Here is a 16172-nt window from a genome sequence, read left to right on the forward strand (position 1 = left end):
GCCCGCAGTCATGCCTCGAGCACCACGTCTTCGAGAGGGACGGCTTGGCAGGCGAGGCACACGGACGGGTCTTCCGGCTCACTGCCGTGCAGATGACGGACCTTGCCGGCCAGCAGGCGCACGGCGCAGCTCTCGCATTGGCCCACGCGGCAGCCGCTGGCCATCTGCAGGCCGAGCGATTCGCAAAAAGTCAGCAGCGTGCCCTGTCTGGGCGTCCACGTCGCGGGGGCGTGGCCCGAGCGCGCGAAGTTGACGGTGAAGTGCTGGTCGCCGTCGGTGGGCGGCGCAGTGGGCGAGCGGAACACTTCGCTGAAGATGTCGAAGCGCGGAACGCCCCGCGCCATCAACCCGTCGGTCACGGCGTCCATCATGGCGGGTGGTCCGCACATGTAGAAACGGGCGCGCTGCGCGATCAGCGCATCGTCCACCACGCTTGCGTCGATGTAGCGGTTCGACTGGTAGTCGATGCCCAGGCGCTCCTGCGACCGTGGTGCGTTGTAGTGGTCAACGACCCGCAACTGCGGCAGACGTGCGCTGTGCTGCGCGATACGCTCGCGAAAGGCGTGTGTCGTGCTGTTCTGGTTCGCGTAGTAGAGCCAGATGGCCGGCCCTTGCATGCCGTCGGGAAGCGATTCGAGAAGGCTGATGAAGGGCGTGATGCCGATGCCGCCCGCGAAGAAGACCAGCGGTTGCGGCGAGTGGCGCGGCAGCACGAAGCTGCCTGACGGCGCACGTAGCGTGAGGGTGTCGCCGACCTTCAGCGCGCAGTGCAGATGGCTCGACACGCGCCCCTCGTGCGGCGTGCCGTCGGCCGAGCGGCCGCGCTGGTGGCGCACGGCCACGCTGTAGCTGCGCCGGCCCGGCACCTCGGCCGCGCCCGTGAGCGAATAGGCGCGCGTGACTTGCGTGCCGTCGTCGAGATGCAACTGCATCTCGACGTGCTGCCCTGGGCGGTAGTCGGGCAGCTTGCCGTCGTCGACCGGCTCGAAGTGGATACCCAGCACGCCATCGGCCTCGGGCCGCAGCTCGCTGACGCGGAAGGGACGGTAGCCGGACCACTTGCGCTGCCGCGTCCCGGTAGCCGGGTCGCGTTCGATGTCGCAGAGAAAGGAACGGTGCGGCACCGAGCCGCTCACCGGGTCGCAGCTGTCGGCGGATATCAGCGCGTTGAAGTTGCTGCCCAGTGCTCCTTCGATCGGCAGGCCGTCGCGGTCGAGTTCGGGGCAGCCCTGCCACCAGCCGAACTCGGCAACGATGACGTCGTCCGCCAGTTGAGGCGTGACGCGTGCGACGAAGCGGGCTTCGCCCACGCGCGTGCGGATGCGCATCCAGTCACCGTCCGCGATGCCCTTGGCGGCCGCCAGTGCGGGGCTCAGCTCGGCCACCGGATCGGGCGCGCGCTTGCGCAGCGAAGGCAGGCTGCGGTGTTGGCTATGGCAATAGAAGCCGTTCTTGGCCGAACTCAGCACATAGGGGAAGCGGCCCTGGCGCGTGGCCTTCGCGTCGCGCGGCGTGTCGGCCGGTTCGACGAAGGTGGCGACCGGCGGCTGGCCGTGGCGCAGCAGGGTTTCGGAATAGAGCTCGACGCGGCGCGTCGGGGTGTCGAAGCCGCGCACGCCGGTGGGTGTGGCGCGGGCGTATTTCTGCTCGCTTGCGTCGATGGCGCAGGCAATGCCTTCGGGCCGGGTGCGCAACTGATCGACCGTGAGGCCGAGCGGCTCGAGCATGTGGTTCCAGCCGGCGTCGAGGCGGCCGCCGAAGAAGCCGTCACCCATGCCAAGGCGGGTGGCCAGTTCGAAGATCACATCGTTGTCTGAGCGCGATTCGCCGCGCGGCGCAACCATGCGCTGGCGCAACTGCACCCAACCGGCCGCGCGGTCGTCGATCTCGAAGCCGATGCGCAGGCCTTCGCGCTCCCATGGCGTGTTGACCGGCAGCAGGATGTCGGCGTACCTGGCGACGGGTGTTTCGAACAAGTCGCAGTGCACGTGGAATTCGAGCTGCGACAGCGCCCGGTGCGCGAGCGCGGTGTCGGCCTGCGACACGGGCAGGTTGGTGCCGAAGGCCATCATCGCGCGCACCTTGTAAGGCTCGCCTTCGAGAATCGCGCGGTAGGTGTCGCGCGCCGTCACCCAGCCGTGCGCGGGGGGGCCGATCGGGCGCTCCGCAAGACCGAGCGCCTTGGCGCGCTGCGCGTCGGGCAGCAGTGAGAGCGAGTTAACGGCGTTGACGCTCGGACCGACGCGAACGCGGTTCGCGCCGATGCGGTCGAAGCTGCCGCACAGCGCATACAGCGTGGCGACCGCGCGTTCGGCCTGTGTGGCGTTGGTGTGCTGGCCGATGCCAGTCCAGGCGTGGTAGGCCACGCGGCGGCAAGTGCCAAAGAGATCGGCGACCGCGCGCAACGAGGTTTCAGCAACGCCGGTGATGCGTTCGACCTCCGGCGGCGTATAGGTGGCGCAGCCCTGGGCCAGCAGCTCGAAAGCCGGAGCGCACGACAGGCGATGTGCGCCCACATCGATCTCGACCGCGCCGCGCAGGCGGAAGTGGGCTGCGTCCTGGGCTTGCGCCGCCTGCGCGGTGTCATAGGGCACCGCACAAGCGCGCGCCTCGTTCCACGCCACGAAGCGGTTGCCCTCGGCATCGGGCCACAGGTCCTGCTCACGCAGGAAGTGCCCGTTGTCGCCGCGCACCAGCAACGGGGCATTGGTCCAAGCGCGCACGAAGTCTTCGTCGAAGCGCGCGTCCGCGATCAGCAGGTGGATCAGCCCCAGCGCCAGTGCCGCATCGGTGCCGGGCCGCACGGGCAGCCAGGTGTCGGCCTGCCGCGCGAGCGCGGTGGGGCGCGGATCGATCACCACCATCTTCGCCCCGTTCGCGCGGCCGCGGCCGATGGCATTGGCCTGTGCCAGCCAGGTGTTCGCGGGGTTGTGACCCCACAGCACGATCAGTTCGGCCTGCGCGTAGTCGGCCGCGGGCATGCCGCAGCCGAAGGTGAAGGCGTGCGCGAAGTCCTTGTGCCAGTTGCAGACCTCGGTCGCGTAGCAGATGTTGGGGCTGCCGAAGAGGCGCACGAAGCGCTCGATCCAGTCGATGCTGTCCGTCAGTGGCGTGCCGCTGGGCGTGGTCACGGCAAACACCACCGACTCGGCGCCGCTCTCGGCCTTGATGGCGCCCAGCCGCTGCGCGGTCTCGGCCAACGCCTCGTCCCAGCCGATGCGCACCCAGCCCGGATCCGCTTCGGTCTTGGGCCTGGTGCGGCGCATCGGGTAGCGCAGGCGGTGCGGGCTGTGCACAAGCTCGGGCGCGGCCTTGCCCTTCATGCACATCGCCTGGCCGGTAGGGTGCGAAGGGTCGGGCCGTACCGACACCAGCATGTCGTCGCGCACTTCGTTGAGCGTGCCGCAGCGCGAACGGCAGAGCGTGCAGTAGCCCTGCTTGGTTTGCGTTGCCGCCGTCGTCGTCACTTGCATCCGGAACCTGCGTGATTCAAGGCATTCAAGGAATCACCGGCGCGACATAGCTCAGCGTGCGGCCAAAGACCCAGAGCATGAAGAGCACCAGCGGCGCATGCACCAGCAGTTGCAGGAAGGTAAAGCCCACGATGTCGCGTGCCTTGAGCGAGAGCACGCCCAGCAGCGGCAGCATCCAGAACGGGTTGATCAGGTTGGGCAGCGCCTCGGCCGCGTTGTAGACCTGCACGGCCCAGCCCAGGTGTACCTTCAGGTCGTTGGCCGCCTGCATGACGTAGGGCGCCTCGATGATCCACTTGCCGCCCCCCGAGGGAATGAAGAAGCCCAGCACGGCGGAATACGCCCCCATCACCACGGCGAAGCTGTCGACGTTGGAGATGCTCACGAACAGGTGCGCGATGCGGTCCGACAGCGTAATGCCTCCGTCGCCCTTGGCGGCGGTCAGCATGGCCGCGATGGCACCGTACAGCGGGAACTGGATGATCACGCCCGCCGTCGACGGCACCGAACGCGACACCGCGTCGAGAAAGCTGCGCGGGCGCCAGTGCAACAGCAGCCCGATCATGAGGAACAACAGGTTGTAGGTGTTGAGGCCCGAGATCGCGATCAACGGGCTCTTGGCCATGAACTCCTGCGCCAACCAGCCGAAGCCCAGCGCGCACAGGAGCAGCGTGAGCAGCGGGCTGCGTTCGAACCACTCGCCGGGGCGGCGTGCGGCGGAATCGGGAGAGGCCGGCTTCGCTTCCGTGAGGTCCACGCCCAGATCCTGCGCCGTGACCGCGTGCTTCGCGTCGGGCGCCGACCACAGCGCGATGGCCACCGACACGACGATCAACACCAGCGCCATGACGACCGACTGCCACAGGAAGATGGTCTGGCTGAACGGGATCACGCCGGTGATGTCAAGAATGCTCTTGGGCAGACTGCTGGCGTTGGCCTGCAACTGCGCCGCCGACGAGCTGAGCCCCAACGCCCAGGTCGCGCCCATGCCGAGGTAGGCGGCCGCGCCGCCGGCACGGTAGTCCATGCGCAGGTCGAGACGGCCGGCCAGCGCGCGTACGTAGAGCGCGCTGAAGATCAGCGAAATGCCCCAGTTGAAGAGCGACAGGATCATGCTGATCGCTGCCACGTACGCGATGGCCTGCCGCCCCGACACGGGCAGTGCGGCCAGCTTGCGGATGAGCCGCGCGGCCGGCGGCGAGGTCGCCACCACGTAGCCGCCGATGGCCACCAGCGCCATCTGCATCGTGAAAACAATCAGGCTCCAGAAGCCGTCGCCGAAGGACTTGGCCACCGCCTGCGGGCTCGATCCGTTGAGCAGCGCGGCGCCCGCGACCACCACCACGGCGATGGCCGCGAACACGAAGGCGTCGGGAAACCAGCGCTCGGCCCAAGCCGTGAAGCGCAGGCCCAGGCGGCTCAGCAGCCCGGCATCGGCCTGGGCGTCTTGGGGTACAGGAGGGTGGATGCCGGGGCCGGCGGAAGTCTGTGATGTCGATGGCATGGGTTTCTCCTGCTACTGCTGCTGGAACTGTGGGCGTCCTCGTCACACGCCTGACATGGCGTGCTGCGCGGATGTTAGGAACTACCATCGACAATTCATAATCTCTATTTTCAATAGAGCGATATAGGGTGCATCTATGTCGATAACGATCAAGCAGCTGCAACACTTCGTGGCTGCCGCGCACACGGGGCAGGTGTCCCGCGCGGCCCAGCGCTGCTATGTGAGTCAGCCGTCGCTGACCACTTCGCTCAAGAACCTGGAGTCCACGCTGAAGGTGCAGCTCTTTACGCGGCACTCCGACGGGCTGCGGCTCACGGTGCAGGGCGAGGGCTTTCTCCGGCACGCGGAGCACATGCTGCACACGCTCGAGGCAGCGGTGGAGGAAACCCGCAACTCGGTGTCCTCGGTCGAGGGGCGGGTGCAGATCGCCATCACCGACACCGTGTCCGAATACATGCTGCCGAAGATCATCGGCGCGATGCGCAGGCAACTGCCGCTGGTCGAGTTCGAGCCCGTGGAGCGCAACCGGCTCGAGATCGAGGATGGCCTGCGCAGCGGCGAGTTCGACCTGGCCGTGGTACTGGTGTCGAACCTCTCTCGCGCGCCGGACATCCGGCGCGAGAACCTGCTGAAGTCGCAGCGCCGCCTGTGGACGTCGTTCGACCATCCGCTGGTGGCGCAGAAGTCGGTGTCGCTGCGTGAGATCGCGCAGTTGCCCTTCGTGCTGCTGGACATGGACGAGCACGTGGACACCGTTGGCCGCTACTGGGGCGCGATGAAGCTCAAGCCCAAGGTCGTGTTCCGCACCAAATCGATCGAGGCCGTGCGCAGCCTCGTTGCACAGAACGTGGGTGTGACCATCTTGTCGGATCTGGTGTTTCGCCCCTGGTCTCACGACGGCGGGCGAATTCGCAGGACGGTGGTGTCGAGCGCGGTGCCCTCGATGGACCTGGGGCTGGCCTATCGGCGCGGTGCCGTTCTTTCCGAGGCCACTGCAGCCTCCGCGAGTACCTTGCGGTTGCTGGCCAAGACGCTGACGAGAGAGTCACAACCGCGTATGGACGACGAGCCGCAGTAGTTCACTCCAATCAACAAATGGCGGGCCCGGGAATACCCTCTGACCTTCCCAAAGTCTTCTTGCCTACATTTCTTGTATGCAAGACAAGGCGTTGCTTGCATGCAAAACCTAGACAAGACAGACAGGAGACTCCATGCCTCGCTTCGCCAAATCGCTTTTCGGTCAGGTGGTCATCGCGCTGGTGCTCGGCGTGCTCGCGGGGCTCTTCGCGCCCGAGTACGCCGTCAAGCTCAAGCCGCTGGGTGACGGGTTCATCAAGCTGATCAAGATGATCATCCCGGTGCTGGTGTTCTGCGTGGTGGTGCATGGCATTGCCGGCGCGGGAGACCTGAAGCGCGTGGGCCGGGTGGGCGTGAAGTCGCTCATCTACTTCGAGGTGCTGACCACCATCGCGCTGGCGATGGGCCTGGTGCTGGCCTTCGTGTTCCAGCCCGGCGCGGGCATGAACGTCGACCCGTCGAAGCTCGACCCGGCCGCGATGAGTGCCTATGCCTCGAACGCCGACAAGCTCACGAGCGGCGGCACGGTCGAGTTCCTGATGAAGCTCATTCCGACCACGGTGGTCAACGCCTTCGCCACTGGCGACGTGCTGCAGGTGCTGCTGTTCGCGGTGCTCTTCGGCTGCGCGCTCACGCTGCTGGGCGAGCGTGGCAAGCCGGTGGCCGTGGTGGTCGATGCACTCTCGCTGGTGCTGTTCAAGATCATGGGGATCATCATCAAGCTGGCGCCGCTGGGCGTGCTGGGTGCCATCGCGTTCACGGTCGGACAGTACGGCATCGGCTCGCTCAAGCAGCTGGGCATGCTGGTTGCGCTCTTCTACGGCGCGGTGCTGATCTTCGTGTTCGTGGTACTCGGGCTGGTGATGCGCATGTCGGGCTTCAGCCTGATCAAGCTGCTGCGCTACCTGCGCGAAGAGCTCACCATCGTCTTCGCCACCACCTCGTCGGACAGCGTGCTGCCGCAGATCATGGCCAAGCTGCGCCGCATGGGCATCCGCGATTCGACAGTGGGCCTGGTGATTCCCACGGGCTACTCGTTCAACCTCGACGCGTTCTCGATCTACATCACGCTGGCGGCCGTGTTCATCGCGCAGGCCACCAACACGCCGATCTCGATGACCGACCTGATGACGATCCTGGCGATCGCACTGGTCACGTCCAAGGGTGCGCACGGCGTGCCGGGCTCGGCCATCGTGGTGCTGGCGGCCACGCTGCACGCCATTCCGGCGATTCCCGCCATCGGGCTGGTGCTGGTGCTGTCGGTCGACTGGTTCATGGGCATCGCCCGCGCACTGGGCAACCTGATCGGCAACTGCGTGGCGACCGTTGCCATCGCCGCCTGGGAAGGCGACATCGACCGCGAACGCGCACACGCGGTGCTCGACGGCCGCTACTCGCCCGACGACGAACCGCTGGCCGAGGCCGTGGTGAACACCGCAGGCACCTCCACCGCCTCGAGCGCCCACTGAAGAAGAAAAAGAAAAGAAACATGCCCGCCGACGTCAGCCCCACCGTCATTGCCGAACGCGTCGTCGAGGCCATCCTCGCGCAGAAGCTCGCGCCGGGCGAGCGGCTCGGCGAGCAGGCGCTGGCCGAGAACTTCTCGGTGAGCCGCACGATGGTGCGCGAGGCGCTGATGCAGCTGCAGGCGCGCGGTTTTGTCGAAGTGCAATCGCGCCGCGGCTGGTACGTGGTGGAGCCTTCGGCCGAAGAGGCGCGCGATGCTTTCTCCGCACGGCGCATCGTCGAGGCCGGCATCCTCGAAGCGAGCGAGGGGCGGCCGCTGTCGAAGGTGATCCGCAAGCTGCGCGACCACATCGCCGACGAGCAGCGCGCCATCGAAGGCGCCGATGCCGCCACGCGCGCCTTCCTGCTGGCCGACTTCCACGTGTGCCTGGCCGAGCAGATGGGACACCAATTGCTGGTCGACGTGCTGCGCGACCTCACGGCGCGCACCACGCTGGCGGCCACGCTCTACCAGTCGAAGCACGAGGCGGGGCAGTCTTGCTCGGAGCACGGCGCCATCGTCGCGGCGCTCGAAGCCGGCGACACGGCCAGGGCGCGCCGGCTGATGCTCGATCACATCGGCAATGTCGAGCGCTCGCTCGAGGTCGATGCCGCCGCCGAGCCGGACGCGCCGAGCCGGCTGCGCGCCACGCTGGCGCCTGTGGCGTTGCCGCGCGCCAAGCGCTGAAGCCGTGCATTAATACCGGTGGTAGCTATCTGTTCGATAGCAGGCATAGCCCGCCGGGCCATCGCTTCCGGCGGATTTCCTCCCCAGTCCTGTTGCGCCGCACAAGGGCGCGCCCGCTGACACGGCCGTGGGTTCCGGCTCGGCTACAGTCCGAGACAACTATGAACTCACCCCAACTCCAGCGCGGCGTGTTCCTCGCCCTTCTCGCCGCCGTGACCGCCGCCTTCCTCTGGGTGCTGATGCCGTTCTTCGGCGCAGTGCTGTGGGGGGTGGCGCTGGCGATCCTGTTCACGCCGCTCTACAAGTGGCTGCTGAAGAAAATGCGCGGCAAGCCCAATGCCGCTGCGCTGTCGACGCTGGCGATCTGCCTGTTCATCGTGATCCTGCCGCTGGCGATGGTGGGCGTGTCGCTGGTGCAAGAGATCGCGCTGGTCACACAGAACATCCGCTCGGGCCAGATCAACTTCGCGGCCTACTTCCAGCAGATCCTCGATGCCTCGCCGCAATGGCTGCTGAACCTGGTCGAGCGCTTCAACCTCGGCGACATGGCAGCCTGGCAGGCGCGCGTGTCGGCCATCGCGGGGCAGGCCAGCCAGATCATCGCGAGCCAGGCGCTCACCATCGGGCAGAACACCTTCGACTTTGTCGTCAGCTTCTTCGTGATGCTGTACCTGCTGTACTTCCTGGTGCGCGACGGCGCGACGCTGTCGAAGACGATGCGCGATGCCGTGCCGCTCGCCAAGCCGCACACGCACTACCTGCTCAACAAGTTCACCACCGTGATCCGCGCCACCGTGAAGGGCAACGTGGCTGTAGCCATTGCGCAGGGCACCATCGGCGGGCTGGCCTTCTGGTTTCTCGGCGTGCAGGGCGCGCTGCTGTGGGCAGTGCTGATGGCATTCCTCTCGCTGCTGCCCGCCGTGGGTGCCGCGCTGATCTGGGGGCCGGTGGCCATCTACTTCCTGGCCACGGGGCATTTCTGGCAGGGCGGCGTGCTGATCTTCGTTGGCGTGTTCGTGATCGGCCTGGTCGACAACATCCTGCGCCCCGTGCTGGTGGGCAAGGACACGCAGATGCCCGACTACATCGTGCTGATGTCGACCATCGGCGGCATGGCGATCTTCGGCATCAACGGCTTCGTGATCGGGCCGGTGATCGCGGCGCTGTTCATGGCCGCGTGGAGCCTGTTCGCGGATTCGGGGCACGTGGGCAACGGCCACGAGGCGGCTGAGGGCGCGGAAAGCGCCGGAGACAAGAAAAAGGGCTGAGGCAGGCACGGGCGCCGACCCGTTTGCCCCCGCCCGCGCGCATTTCACGCGCGCAAACCTGCGTTTCGTCACATGGCGCTGGGCACCGCGCCCAGCCTGCGAGATCGTCGGGCCTCCAACTTCCAACGAGGCCTGCCATGCAACTTCCCGCCCTCCTGTCCCGCCCGGTCGTGCGCGCCCTGTGCACCGCCGTGGCCCTTGCGCCTTTCGGCGCCCTTGCCGCCGACCTGAGCCTGAGCGTCGCCGACGGCCCCACGGCCGAAGCCACGCTCTACGTCGCGCTGTACAACGACGCCGCCGGTTACGCCGACAGCAAGGCCGTGGCCTCGCAGACCGCGCCGATGCGCGAAGGCAAGGCCCGGCTCGTGTTCGCGGGGCTGGCGCCAGGGCGCTACGCGCTGCGGGTGTTTGCCGACGAGAACGGCAACGGCAAGCTCGACACCAACCTCATGGGCATGCCGACCGAGCGCTACGGCTTCTCGAACGACGCCAAGGGCAACCGCGCCGCGCCGTCCTTCGAAGCCGCGGCGATCAGCGTCGACGCCGACCTGCAGACCGTCATTCACCTGCACTGAGGAGTAGACCGCCATGGAACGACGCGAACTCCTGCGCCTGCTGGTTTCGGCCGGCGCCCTGCCCCTGCTGGCACCGCTGGCGCGCGCCGCCGGCACCGACGACTGGCAAGCCCAGTTCGAAGCCGCCAGCGCGCCCTGGAAGACCGGCTTCACCACGCCCCCGAGCGACCTGCCGCTGACCCGCGCCACGGTGCGCGGGCGCTTTCCCGATGCCGTTGCCGGCACGCTGTTTCGCATCGGCCCGGCCGGCCACGACCTGGGTGGCGAGCGCTACCACCACTGGTTCGACGGTGACGGCATGGTGCACAGCTTCGTGATCGACGGCGCCGACGTGCGCCACCAGGGCCGCTACGTCGCCACGCCCAAGCGCGTGGCCGAGGCGAAGGCCGGCCGCCGTTTGTTCGAGGCCTTCGGCACCATGCCGCCGGGCGTGGAGCCGCCAACCTCGGCCGACAGCATCAACGTCGCCAACACCAGCGTGCTGCCGATGCGCGGCGAGGTGCTGGCGCTGTGGGAAGGCGGCTCGGCCACGCGCATCGATGCGCGCACGCTGGACACGCTGGGCGTGAAGACCTGGCGCGCCGACCTCGCGGGCATGCCGTTCTCGGCCCACCCGAAGGTCGACCCGAACGGCACGATCTGGAACTTCGGCGTGAGCTCCGGCCAGGGCCTGCTGGCGCTGTACGAGATCGCGCCCGAAGGTACGCTGCGGCGCGCCGCCGTGGTGCCGGTGGCCGATATGCCGATGGTCCACGACTTCGCCGTGACCGAGCGGCACCTGGTGTTCCTGATGCCGCCGCTGGTCTACGACGGCAAGCGCAAGGAGGCTGGCGCGAGCTTTCTCGACGCACACGTCTGGCGGCCCGAGCTCGGCATGCGCGCGCTGGTGGTCGACAAGCAGAACTGGGAGAAGCGCCAGATGCTCACGCTGCCGGCCGGCTTCCTCTTTCACGTCGGCAATGCCTGGGAAGAAGACACGCCGCGCGGCACGCAGATCCACATCGACTACGTGCGTTCGGACAACGCCGACTCGGTGTTCACGACCAACCGCGAAGTGATGCGCGTGCGCATTGTGAGAAGCACCCATCCACACCTGACCGTCGCGACGCTGAATCTCGGCACTGGGGAGGCCACGCAGAAGGCCCTGCCGCTGGAGGCCGAGTTTCCGCGCATCGACCCGCGCCGCGTGGGCATGCGCCACCGCAACGTGGTTCATGCCACGCAGATCCGCCCTGATATTCCGGGCTTCGGCTCCATCGCGCGCACCGACGTCGAAACCGGCCGCAGCCAGCGCTTCAACTATGGCGCGCAGGCCATGGTGGAAGAGCATGTCTTCGTGCCAGACGGCTCGAAGCCGGGCTGGGTGCTGGGCACGGTGCTCGACTTCGGCCGGCAGAAGACGGTGCTGTCGTGCTTCGCGGCCGACAACCTGGCGGCGGGGCCGGTGGCGCAGGCCACGCTGCCTTACGCGTTGCCGCTGGGCCTGCACGGCGCATTCGTTGCGGCCTGAAGAAGCTCAGGCCGCCCACCAGCCTTCGTCGAAGCGCCCCTGCAGGAAGGCCACGAAGCCCGACACCTTGCCCGGCACCAGCTTGGGCGAGGGAAAGACGGCGTGGATCTCCTGCTCGGGCAGCGCGTGGTCGCCGAGCACTTCGCGCACCTTGCCCGTGGCCAGCGAGTCGCTGGCCACGTAGCGCGGCATCAGCGCAATGCCCAGCCCGTCGCGTGCTGCGGCCAGCACGGCGGAAAGGTTGTTCGAGCGGAAGCGGCCGGACACAGGCACCGTCACCGGCTCGCCCTTGGGCGTGTGCATGCGCCAGAACTCGTCGCCCACCACGCTGCTGTAGATGAGCGCCACGTGCGCGCTCAGGTCCTGCGCCCGCTTCGGTGTGCCGTGTTTCTTCAGGTAGGCCGGTGACGCGACCATCGCCCACGGATTGACCCCCAGGTAGCGTGCGCCTAGCGAAGAATCGGCCAGCTTGCCCATGCGGATCGCCACATCGATGCCCTGTGCGATCAGGTCCACGTAGCGGTCCTCGAAGCTCAGGTCGAGCTGCACCTGCGGATGCCGGCGCATGTATTCGAGTGCCAGCGGCACCACCACGCGCCGCCCGAATGCCACCGAGGTGCCCACGCGCAGCAGCCCCTGAGCCTGGTTCTGCCGCAGCTGCACGATGCTGTCGGCCTCCTCGGCCTCGCGCACGATGGTCTTGCACTTCTCGTAGTACAGCGCGCCCGGCTCGGTGAGGCTCACGCCGCGCGTGTTGCGATTGAGCAGCCGCACCTTCAGCCGCTCTTCGGTGGCCGCTATCTGCTTGGTCACGGTGGGCTGCGTGGTGTTGAACTCGCGCGCCGCCTTCGAGAAGCTGCCGGTCTCGACCACGCGCACGAACATTTCCATTGCCAACAATCTGTCCATGGGCCGGATGGTAGTCACTTATTCCGCCATGGAATAGGTTTTATGGTCCCCAGCCGTCTTCTTCGAATGCCCCCCGCTTCCTACAGTGGGACCACCTCAAGGAGACTCAAATGGCAAAGATGACAGCGGTGCAAGCCGCGGTTCTGGTGATGGAAAAAGAAGGCGTGACGCAGGCCTTCGGCGTTCCGGGCGCGGCAATCAACCCGATGTATTCGGCGCTGCGCCAGCGCGGCAGCATCTCGCACATCCTCGCGCGCCACGTCGAGGGCGCCTCGCACATGGCCGAGGGCTACACCCGTGCCATCGCCGGCAACATCGGCGTGTGCATCGGCACCTCGGGCCCGGCGGGCACGGACATGATCACGGGCCTGTATTCGGCCTGGGCCGATTCGATCCCCATTCTCTGCATCACCGGCCAGGCGCCGCGCGCGCGGCTCTACAAGGAAGACTTCCAGGCGGTCGACATCGAGTCGATCTCCAAGCCCGTCACCAAGTGGTCGGTCACGGTGCGCGAGCCAGGCCAGGTGCCGCAGGTGTTCCAGCAGGCTTTTCACCTGATGCGCTCGGGCCGCCCGGGCCCGGTGCTGATCGACCTGCCCTTCGACGTGCAGATGGCGCAGATCGAATTCGACATCGACAGCTACGAACCGCTCAAGCCCTACAAGCCGGCCGCCACGCGCGCCCAGATCGAAAAAGCCATCGGCATGCTGAATGCGGCCGAGCGCCCGCTGATCGTGGCCGGCGGCGGCGTCATCAACGCAGATGCGGCCGACCTGCTGGTGCGCTTTGCCGAAGCCACCGGCGTGCCGGTGATTCCCACGCTGATGGGCTGGGGCGCGATCCCTGACGACCATCCGCTGATGGCCGGCATGTGCGGCCTGCAGACCAGCCACCGCTACGGCAACGCAACGATGCTGGCGAGCGACTTCGTGCTTGGCATCGGCAACCGCTGGGCCAACCGCCACACGGGCTCGGTCGATGTGTACACCAAGGGCCGAACCTTCGTGCACGTCGACATCGAACCCACGCAGATCGGCCGCGTGTTCACGCCCGACTTCGGTATCGTCTCGGACGCCAAGGCCGCGCTCGAACTCTTCGTTGAAGTGGCCGAGGAAATGAAGGCCGCAGGCCGCCTGCCCGACCGCCGCGGCTGGGCCAAGCAATGCATCGAGCGCAAGAAGACGATGCTGCGCAAGACCAATTTCGACGACGTGCCGATGAAGCCGCAGCGCGTGTACCAGTGCATGAACAACAACTTCAGCAACGACACCTGCTACGTGAGCACCATCGGTCTCTCGCAGATCGCCGCCGCGCAGTTCCTGCACGTGTACAACCCGCGCCACTGGATCAACTGCGGCCAGGCCGGCCCGCTGGGCTGGACCATTCCCGCCGCGCTGGGCGTGCGCGCCGCCGACCCGACGCGCAAGATCGTCGCGCTCTCGGGCGACTACGACTTCCAGTTCATGATCGAAGAGCTGGCCGTGGGCGCGCAGTTCAAGCTGCCGTACATCCACATCGTGGTGAACAACTCCTACCTCGGCCTGATCCGCCAGGCGCAGCGCGGCTTCGAGATGGACTACTGCGTGCAGCTCGCCTTCGACAACATCAACGCGGGCCCCGATGCAGGCATCGAGAGCAGCTACGGCGTGGACCACCTGAAAGTGGTCGAGGGCCTGGGCTGCAAGGCAATCCGTGTGAACAAGCAGGAAGAGATCGCGCCGGCCATCCGCCGCGCCGAGGCGCTGATGTCCGAGTTCAGCGTGCCGGTGGTGATCGAAGTGATGCTCGAGCGCGTGACCAACATCGCGATGGGCACCGAGATCGACAACATCACCGAATTCGAACCGCTGGCGGAGACCATCGCCGATGCGCCGACCGCCGTCGCGGCCATGCTGGATTGAGACTGCAAGAAAGAAAAACGACATGCCAAAGTTCGCAGCCAATCTCACGATGCTCTTCACCGAGCTGCCGTTCATGCAGCGCTTCGAGGCTGCCGCCAAGGCGGGCTTCGAAGGGGTGGAGTACCTCTTCCCCTACCCCTTCGAGAAGAAGGAGCTCGCCGCCGCCCTGCGCGACAACGGCCTGCAGCAGGTGCTGCACAACCTGCCGGCCGGCGACTGGGACAAGGGCGAGCGCGGCATCGCCTGCCACCCCGACCGCACGGGCGAGTTCGCCGAAGGCATCGGCGTGGCGATCGACTACGCGACGGCGCTCGGCTGCCCGCAGGTCAATTGCCTCGTGGGCAAGGTGCCTGCCGGCGTGAGCAGGGAGCTTGCGCACAAGACGGTGGTCGACAACCTTCGCCTTGCCGCACGCGAACTCGAAGCGGCAGGTTTGCGCCTGCTGATCGAGCCCATCAACACCTTCGACATTCCGGGCTTCTTTCTCACGCGCACCGACCAGGCGCTGGCACTGATCGAAGAAGTCGGCTCGGCCAACCTGCGCGTGCAATACGACATCTACCACGCGCAGCGCATGGAAGGCGAGCTGGGCAACACGCTCACCAGGCACCTCGCGCAGATCGGCCACATCCAGCTGGCCGACAACCCGGGCCGCGGCGAACCGGGCACGGGCGAAATCAACTACCCATGGCTGTTCAAGCACATCGATTCGCTCGGCTACGACGGCTGGATCGGCTGCGAATACAAGCCCCGCGCGACCACCGTGGAAGGCCTCGGCTGGCGCCAGGCGCTCACGCAGAAGCAATGAACATCGCGAACCTCGAGAACATCGGATAAGGAAACCAGAGACATGACGACCCAACAAAAAATCGGATTCATCGGCCTCGGCATCATGGGCGCGCCCATGGCGGGCCACCTGCTCGACGCAGGCCACCAGCTGTTCGTGAACACGCAGGGCAACACGCCCGAGCCTTTCATCTCGAAGGCCACGATCTGCGCCTCGGCCGCCGAGGTGGCGCGCCAGGCCGACATCATCTTCATCATGGTGCCTGACACGCCCGACGTCGAGAAGGTGCTGTTCGGCGAGCCGGGCACGCAGGGCGTGGCCGAAGGCCTGAAGGATTCGCGCGGCAAGATCGTGGTGGACTGCAGCTCCATCGACCCGATTGCCACCAAGGGCTTCGCCAAGCGCATCATCGCGCTCGGCGCCGGCTACATCGACGCGCCGGTCTCCGGCGGCGAAGTGGGCGCCAAGGCCGCCAGCCTCACGATCATGTGCGGCGGCGACGAAGGCACCTTCGAGCGCGTGAAGCCGCTGCTCGACAAGATGGGCAAGAACGTGACGCTGGTGGGCGGTGCTGGCGACGGCCAGGTCTGCAAGGTGGCCAACCAGATCATCGTGGCGCTGAACATCGCGGCCGTGGGCGAGGCGCTGGTGTTCGCCTCCAAGGCCGGCGCCGATCCGGCCAAGGTGCGCCAGGCGCTGATGGGCGGCTTCGCCAGCTCGCGCATCCTCGAAGTGCATGGCGAGCGGATGATCAAGCGCACCTTCGCGCCGGGCTTCCGCATCGCACTGCACCAGAAGGACCTGAACCTCGCCATGCAGAGCGCGCGCTCGCTGGGCGTGGCGCTGCCGCAGACAGCGGGAGCCGCGCAGCTGATGAATGCGTGTGCGGCGCTGGGCTACGGCCAGCTCGACCACTCGGCGCTGGTGCGGGCTTTGGAAGCGCTCGCCCAGCACACCGTCACTCCTGACTGAGC

Annotated in this window: 12 protein-coding genes; 9 read left to right on the forward strand and 3 right to left on the reverse strand. The window is 67.1% G+C overall.

The window, feature by feature from the left end:
- Positions 1-8: 8 nt before the first annotated feature.
- Positions 9-3473, reverse strand: a complete 3465-nt coding sequence (locus tag ACN9MV_RS23880; RefSeq protein WP_426389800.1) for a molybdopterin-dependent oxidoreductase — start codon at positions 3471-3473, stop codon at positions 9-11.
- A 25-nt stretch (positions 3474-3498) separates the two neighbouring features.
- Positions 3499-4977, reverse strand: coding sequence for a short-chain fatty acid transporter (locus tag ACN9MV_RS23885; RefSeq protein WP_426389801.1), 1479 nt, complete (start codon positions 4975-4977; stop codon positions 3499-3501).
- Positions 4978-5113: 136 nt separating this feature from the next.
- Here ACN9MV_RS23885 and ACN9MV_RS23890 point away from each other — a divergent pair, with 136 nt between their 5' ends.
- The 6 genes from ACN9MV_RS23890 (at position 5114) to ACN9MV_RS23915 (ending at position 11601) form a co-directional block, all read left to right on the forward strand.
- A complete protein-coding gene (locus ACN9MV_RS23890) occupies positions 5114-6055 on the forward strand; it encodes a LysR family transcriptional regulator (RefSeq protein WP_093058154.1) in 942 nt (313 codons plus the stop codon).
- A gap of 133 nt (positions 6056-6188) precedes the next feature.
- Entirely contained in the window at positions 6189-7523 is a 1335-nt protein-coding gene (locus tag ACN9MV_RS23895; protein ID WP_426389803.1) for a C4-dicarboxylate transporter DctA, read from the forward strand.
- Positions 7524-7543: 20 nt separating this feature from the next.
- The gene (locus ACN9MV_RS23900; RefSeq protein WP_307616522.1) at positions 7544-8248 is read left to right on the forward strand and encodes a GntR family transcriptional regulator; all 705 of its coding nucleotides are present in this window, start codon (positions 7544-7546) and stop codon (positions 8246-8248) included.
- A gap of 161 nt (positions 8249-8409) precedes the next feature.
- A complete protein-coding gene (locus tag ACN9MV_RS23905; RefSeq protein WP_093080517.1) occupies positions 8410-9516 on the forward strand; it encodes an AI-2E family transporter in 1107 nt (368 codons plus the stop codon).
- 137 nt (positions 9517-9653) lie between these two features.
- The gene (locus ACN9MV_RS23910; RefSeq protein WP_426389805.1) at positions 9654-10091 is read left to right on the forward strand and encodes a DUF2141 domain-containing protein; all 438 of its coding nucleotides are present in this window, start codon (positions 9654-9656) and stop codon (positions 10089-10091) included.
- Positions 10092-10104: 13 nt separating this feature from the next.
- Entirely contained in the window at positions 10105-11601 is a 1497-nt protein-coding gene (locus tag ACN9MV_RS23915) for a carotenoid oxygenase family protein (RefSeq protein ID WP_426389807.1), read from the forward strand.
- A gap of 6 nt (positions 11602-11607) precedes the next feature.
- On the opposite strand, the gene ACN9MV_RS23920 is transcribed toward ACN9MV_RS23915, so the two are convergent.
- Positions 11608-12510, reverse strand: a complete 903-nt coding sequence (locus tag ACN9MV_RS23920) for a LysR family transcriptional regulator (protein ID WP_093058148.1) — start codon at positions 12508-12510, stop codon at positions 11608-11610.
- A gap of 110 nt (positions 12511-12620) precedes the next feature.
- Between ACN9MV_RS23920 and gcl the strand changes: the two genes are divergently transcribed.
- Genes gcl through ACN9MV_RS23935 form a run of 3 tightly spaced genes read left to right on the forward strand, consistent with a single transcriptional unit; the run spans position 12621 to position 16170 of the window.
- Entirely contained in the window at positions 12621-14411 is a 1791-nt protein-coding gene (gene gcl / locus ACN9MV_RS23925) for a glyoxylate carboligase (protein ID WP_258353505.1), read from the forward strand.
- 22 nt (positions 14412-14433) lie between these two features.
- Complete coding sequence (hyi, locus tag ACN9MV_RS23930; RefSeq protein ID WP_426389808.1) at positions 14434-15219, forward strand: hydroxypyruvate isomerase; 786 nt, start codon at positions 14434-14436, stop codon at positions 15217-15219.
- A 42-nt stretch (positions 15220-15261) separates the two neighbouring features.
- Positions 15262-16170, forward strand: coding sequence for a 2-hydroxy-3-oxopropionate reductase (locus ACN9MV_RS23935; protein ID WP_093058145.1), 909 nt, complete (start codon positions 15262-15264; stop codon positions 16168-16170).
- Positions 16171-16172: the final 2 nt, after the last annotated feature.

The sequence above is a fragment of the Variovorax sp. R-27 genome, from assembly GCF_049913215.1.
Lineage (GTDB): Bacteria > Pseudomonadota > Gammaproteobacteria > Burkholderiales > Burkholderiaceae_C > Variovorax.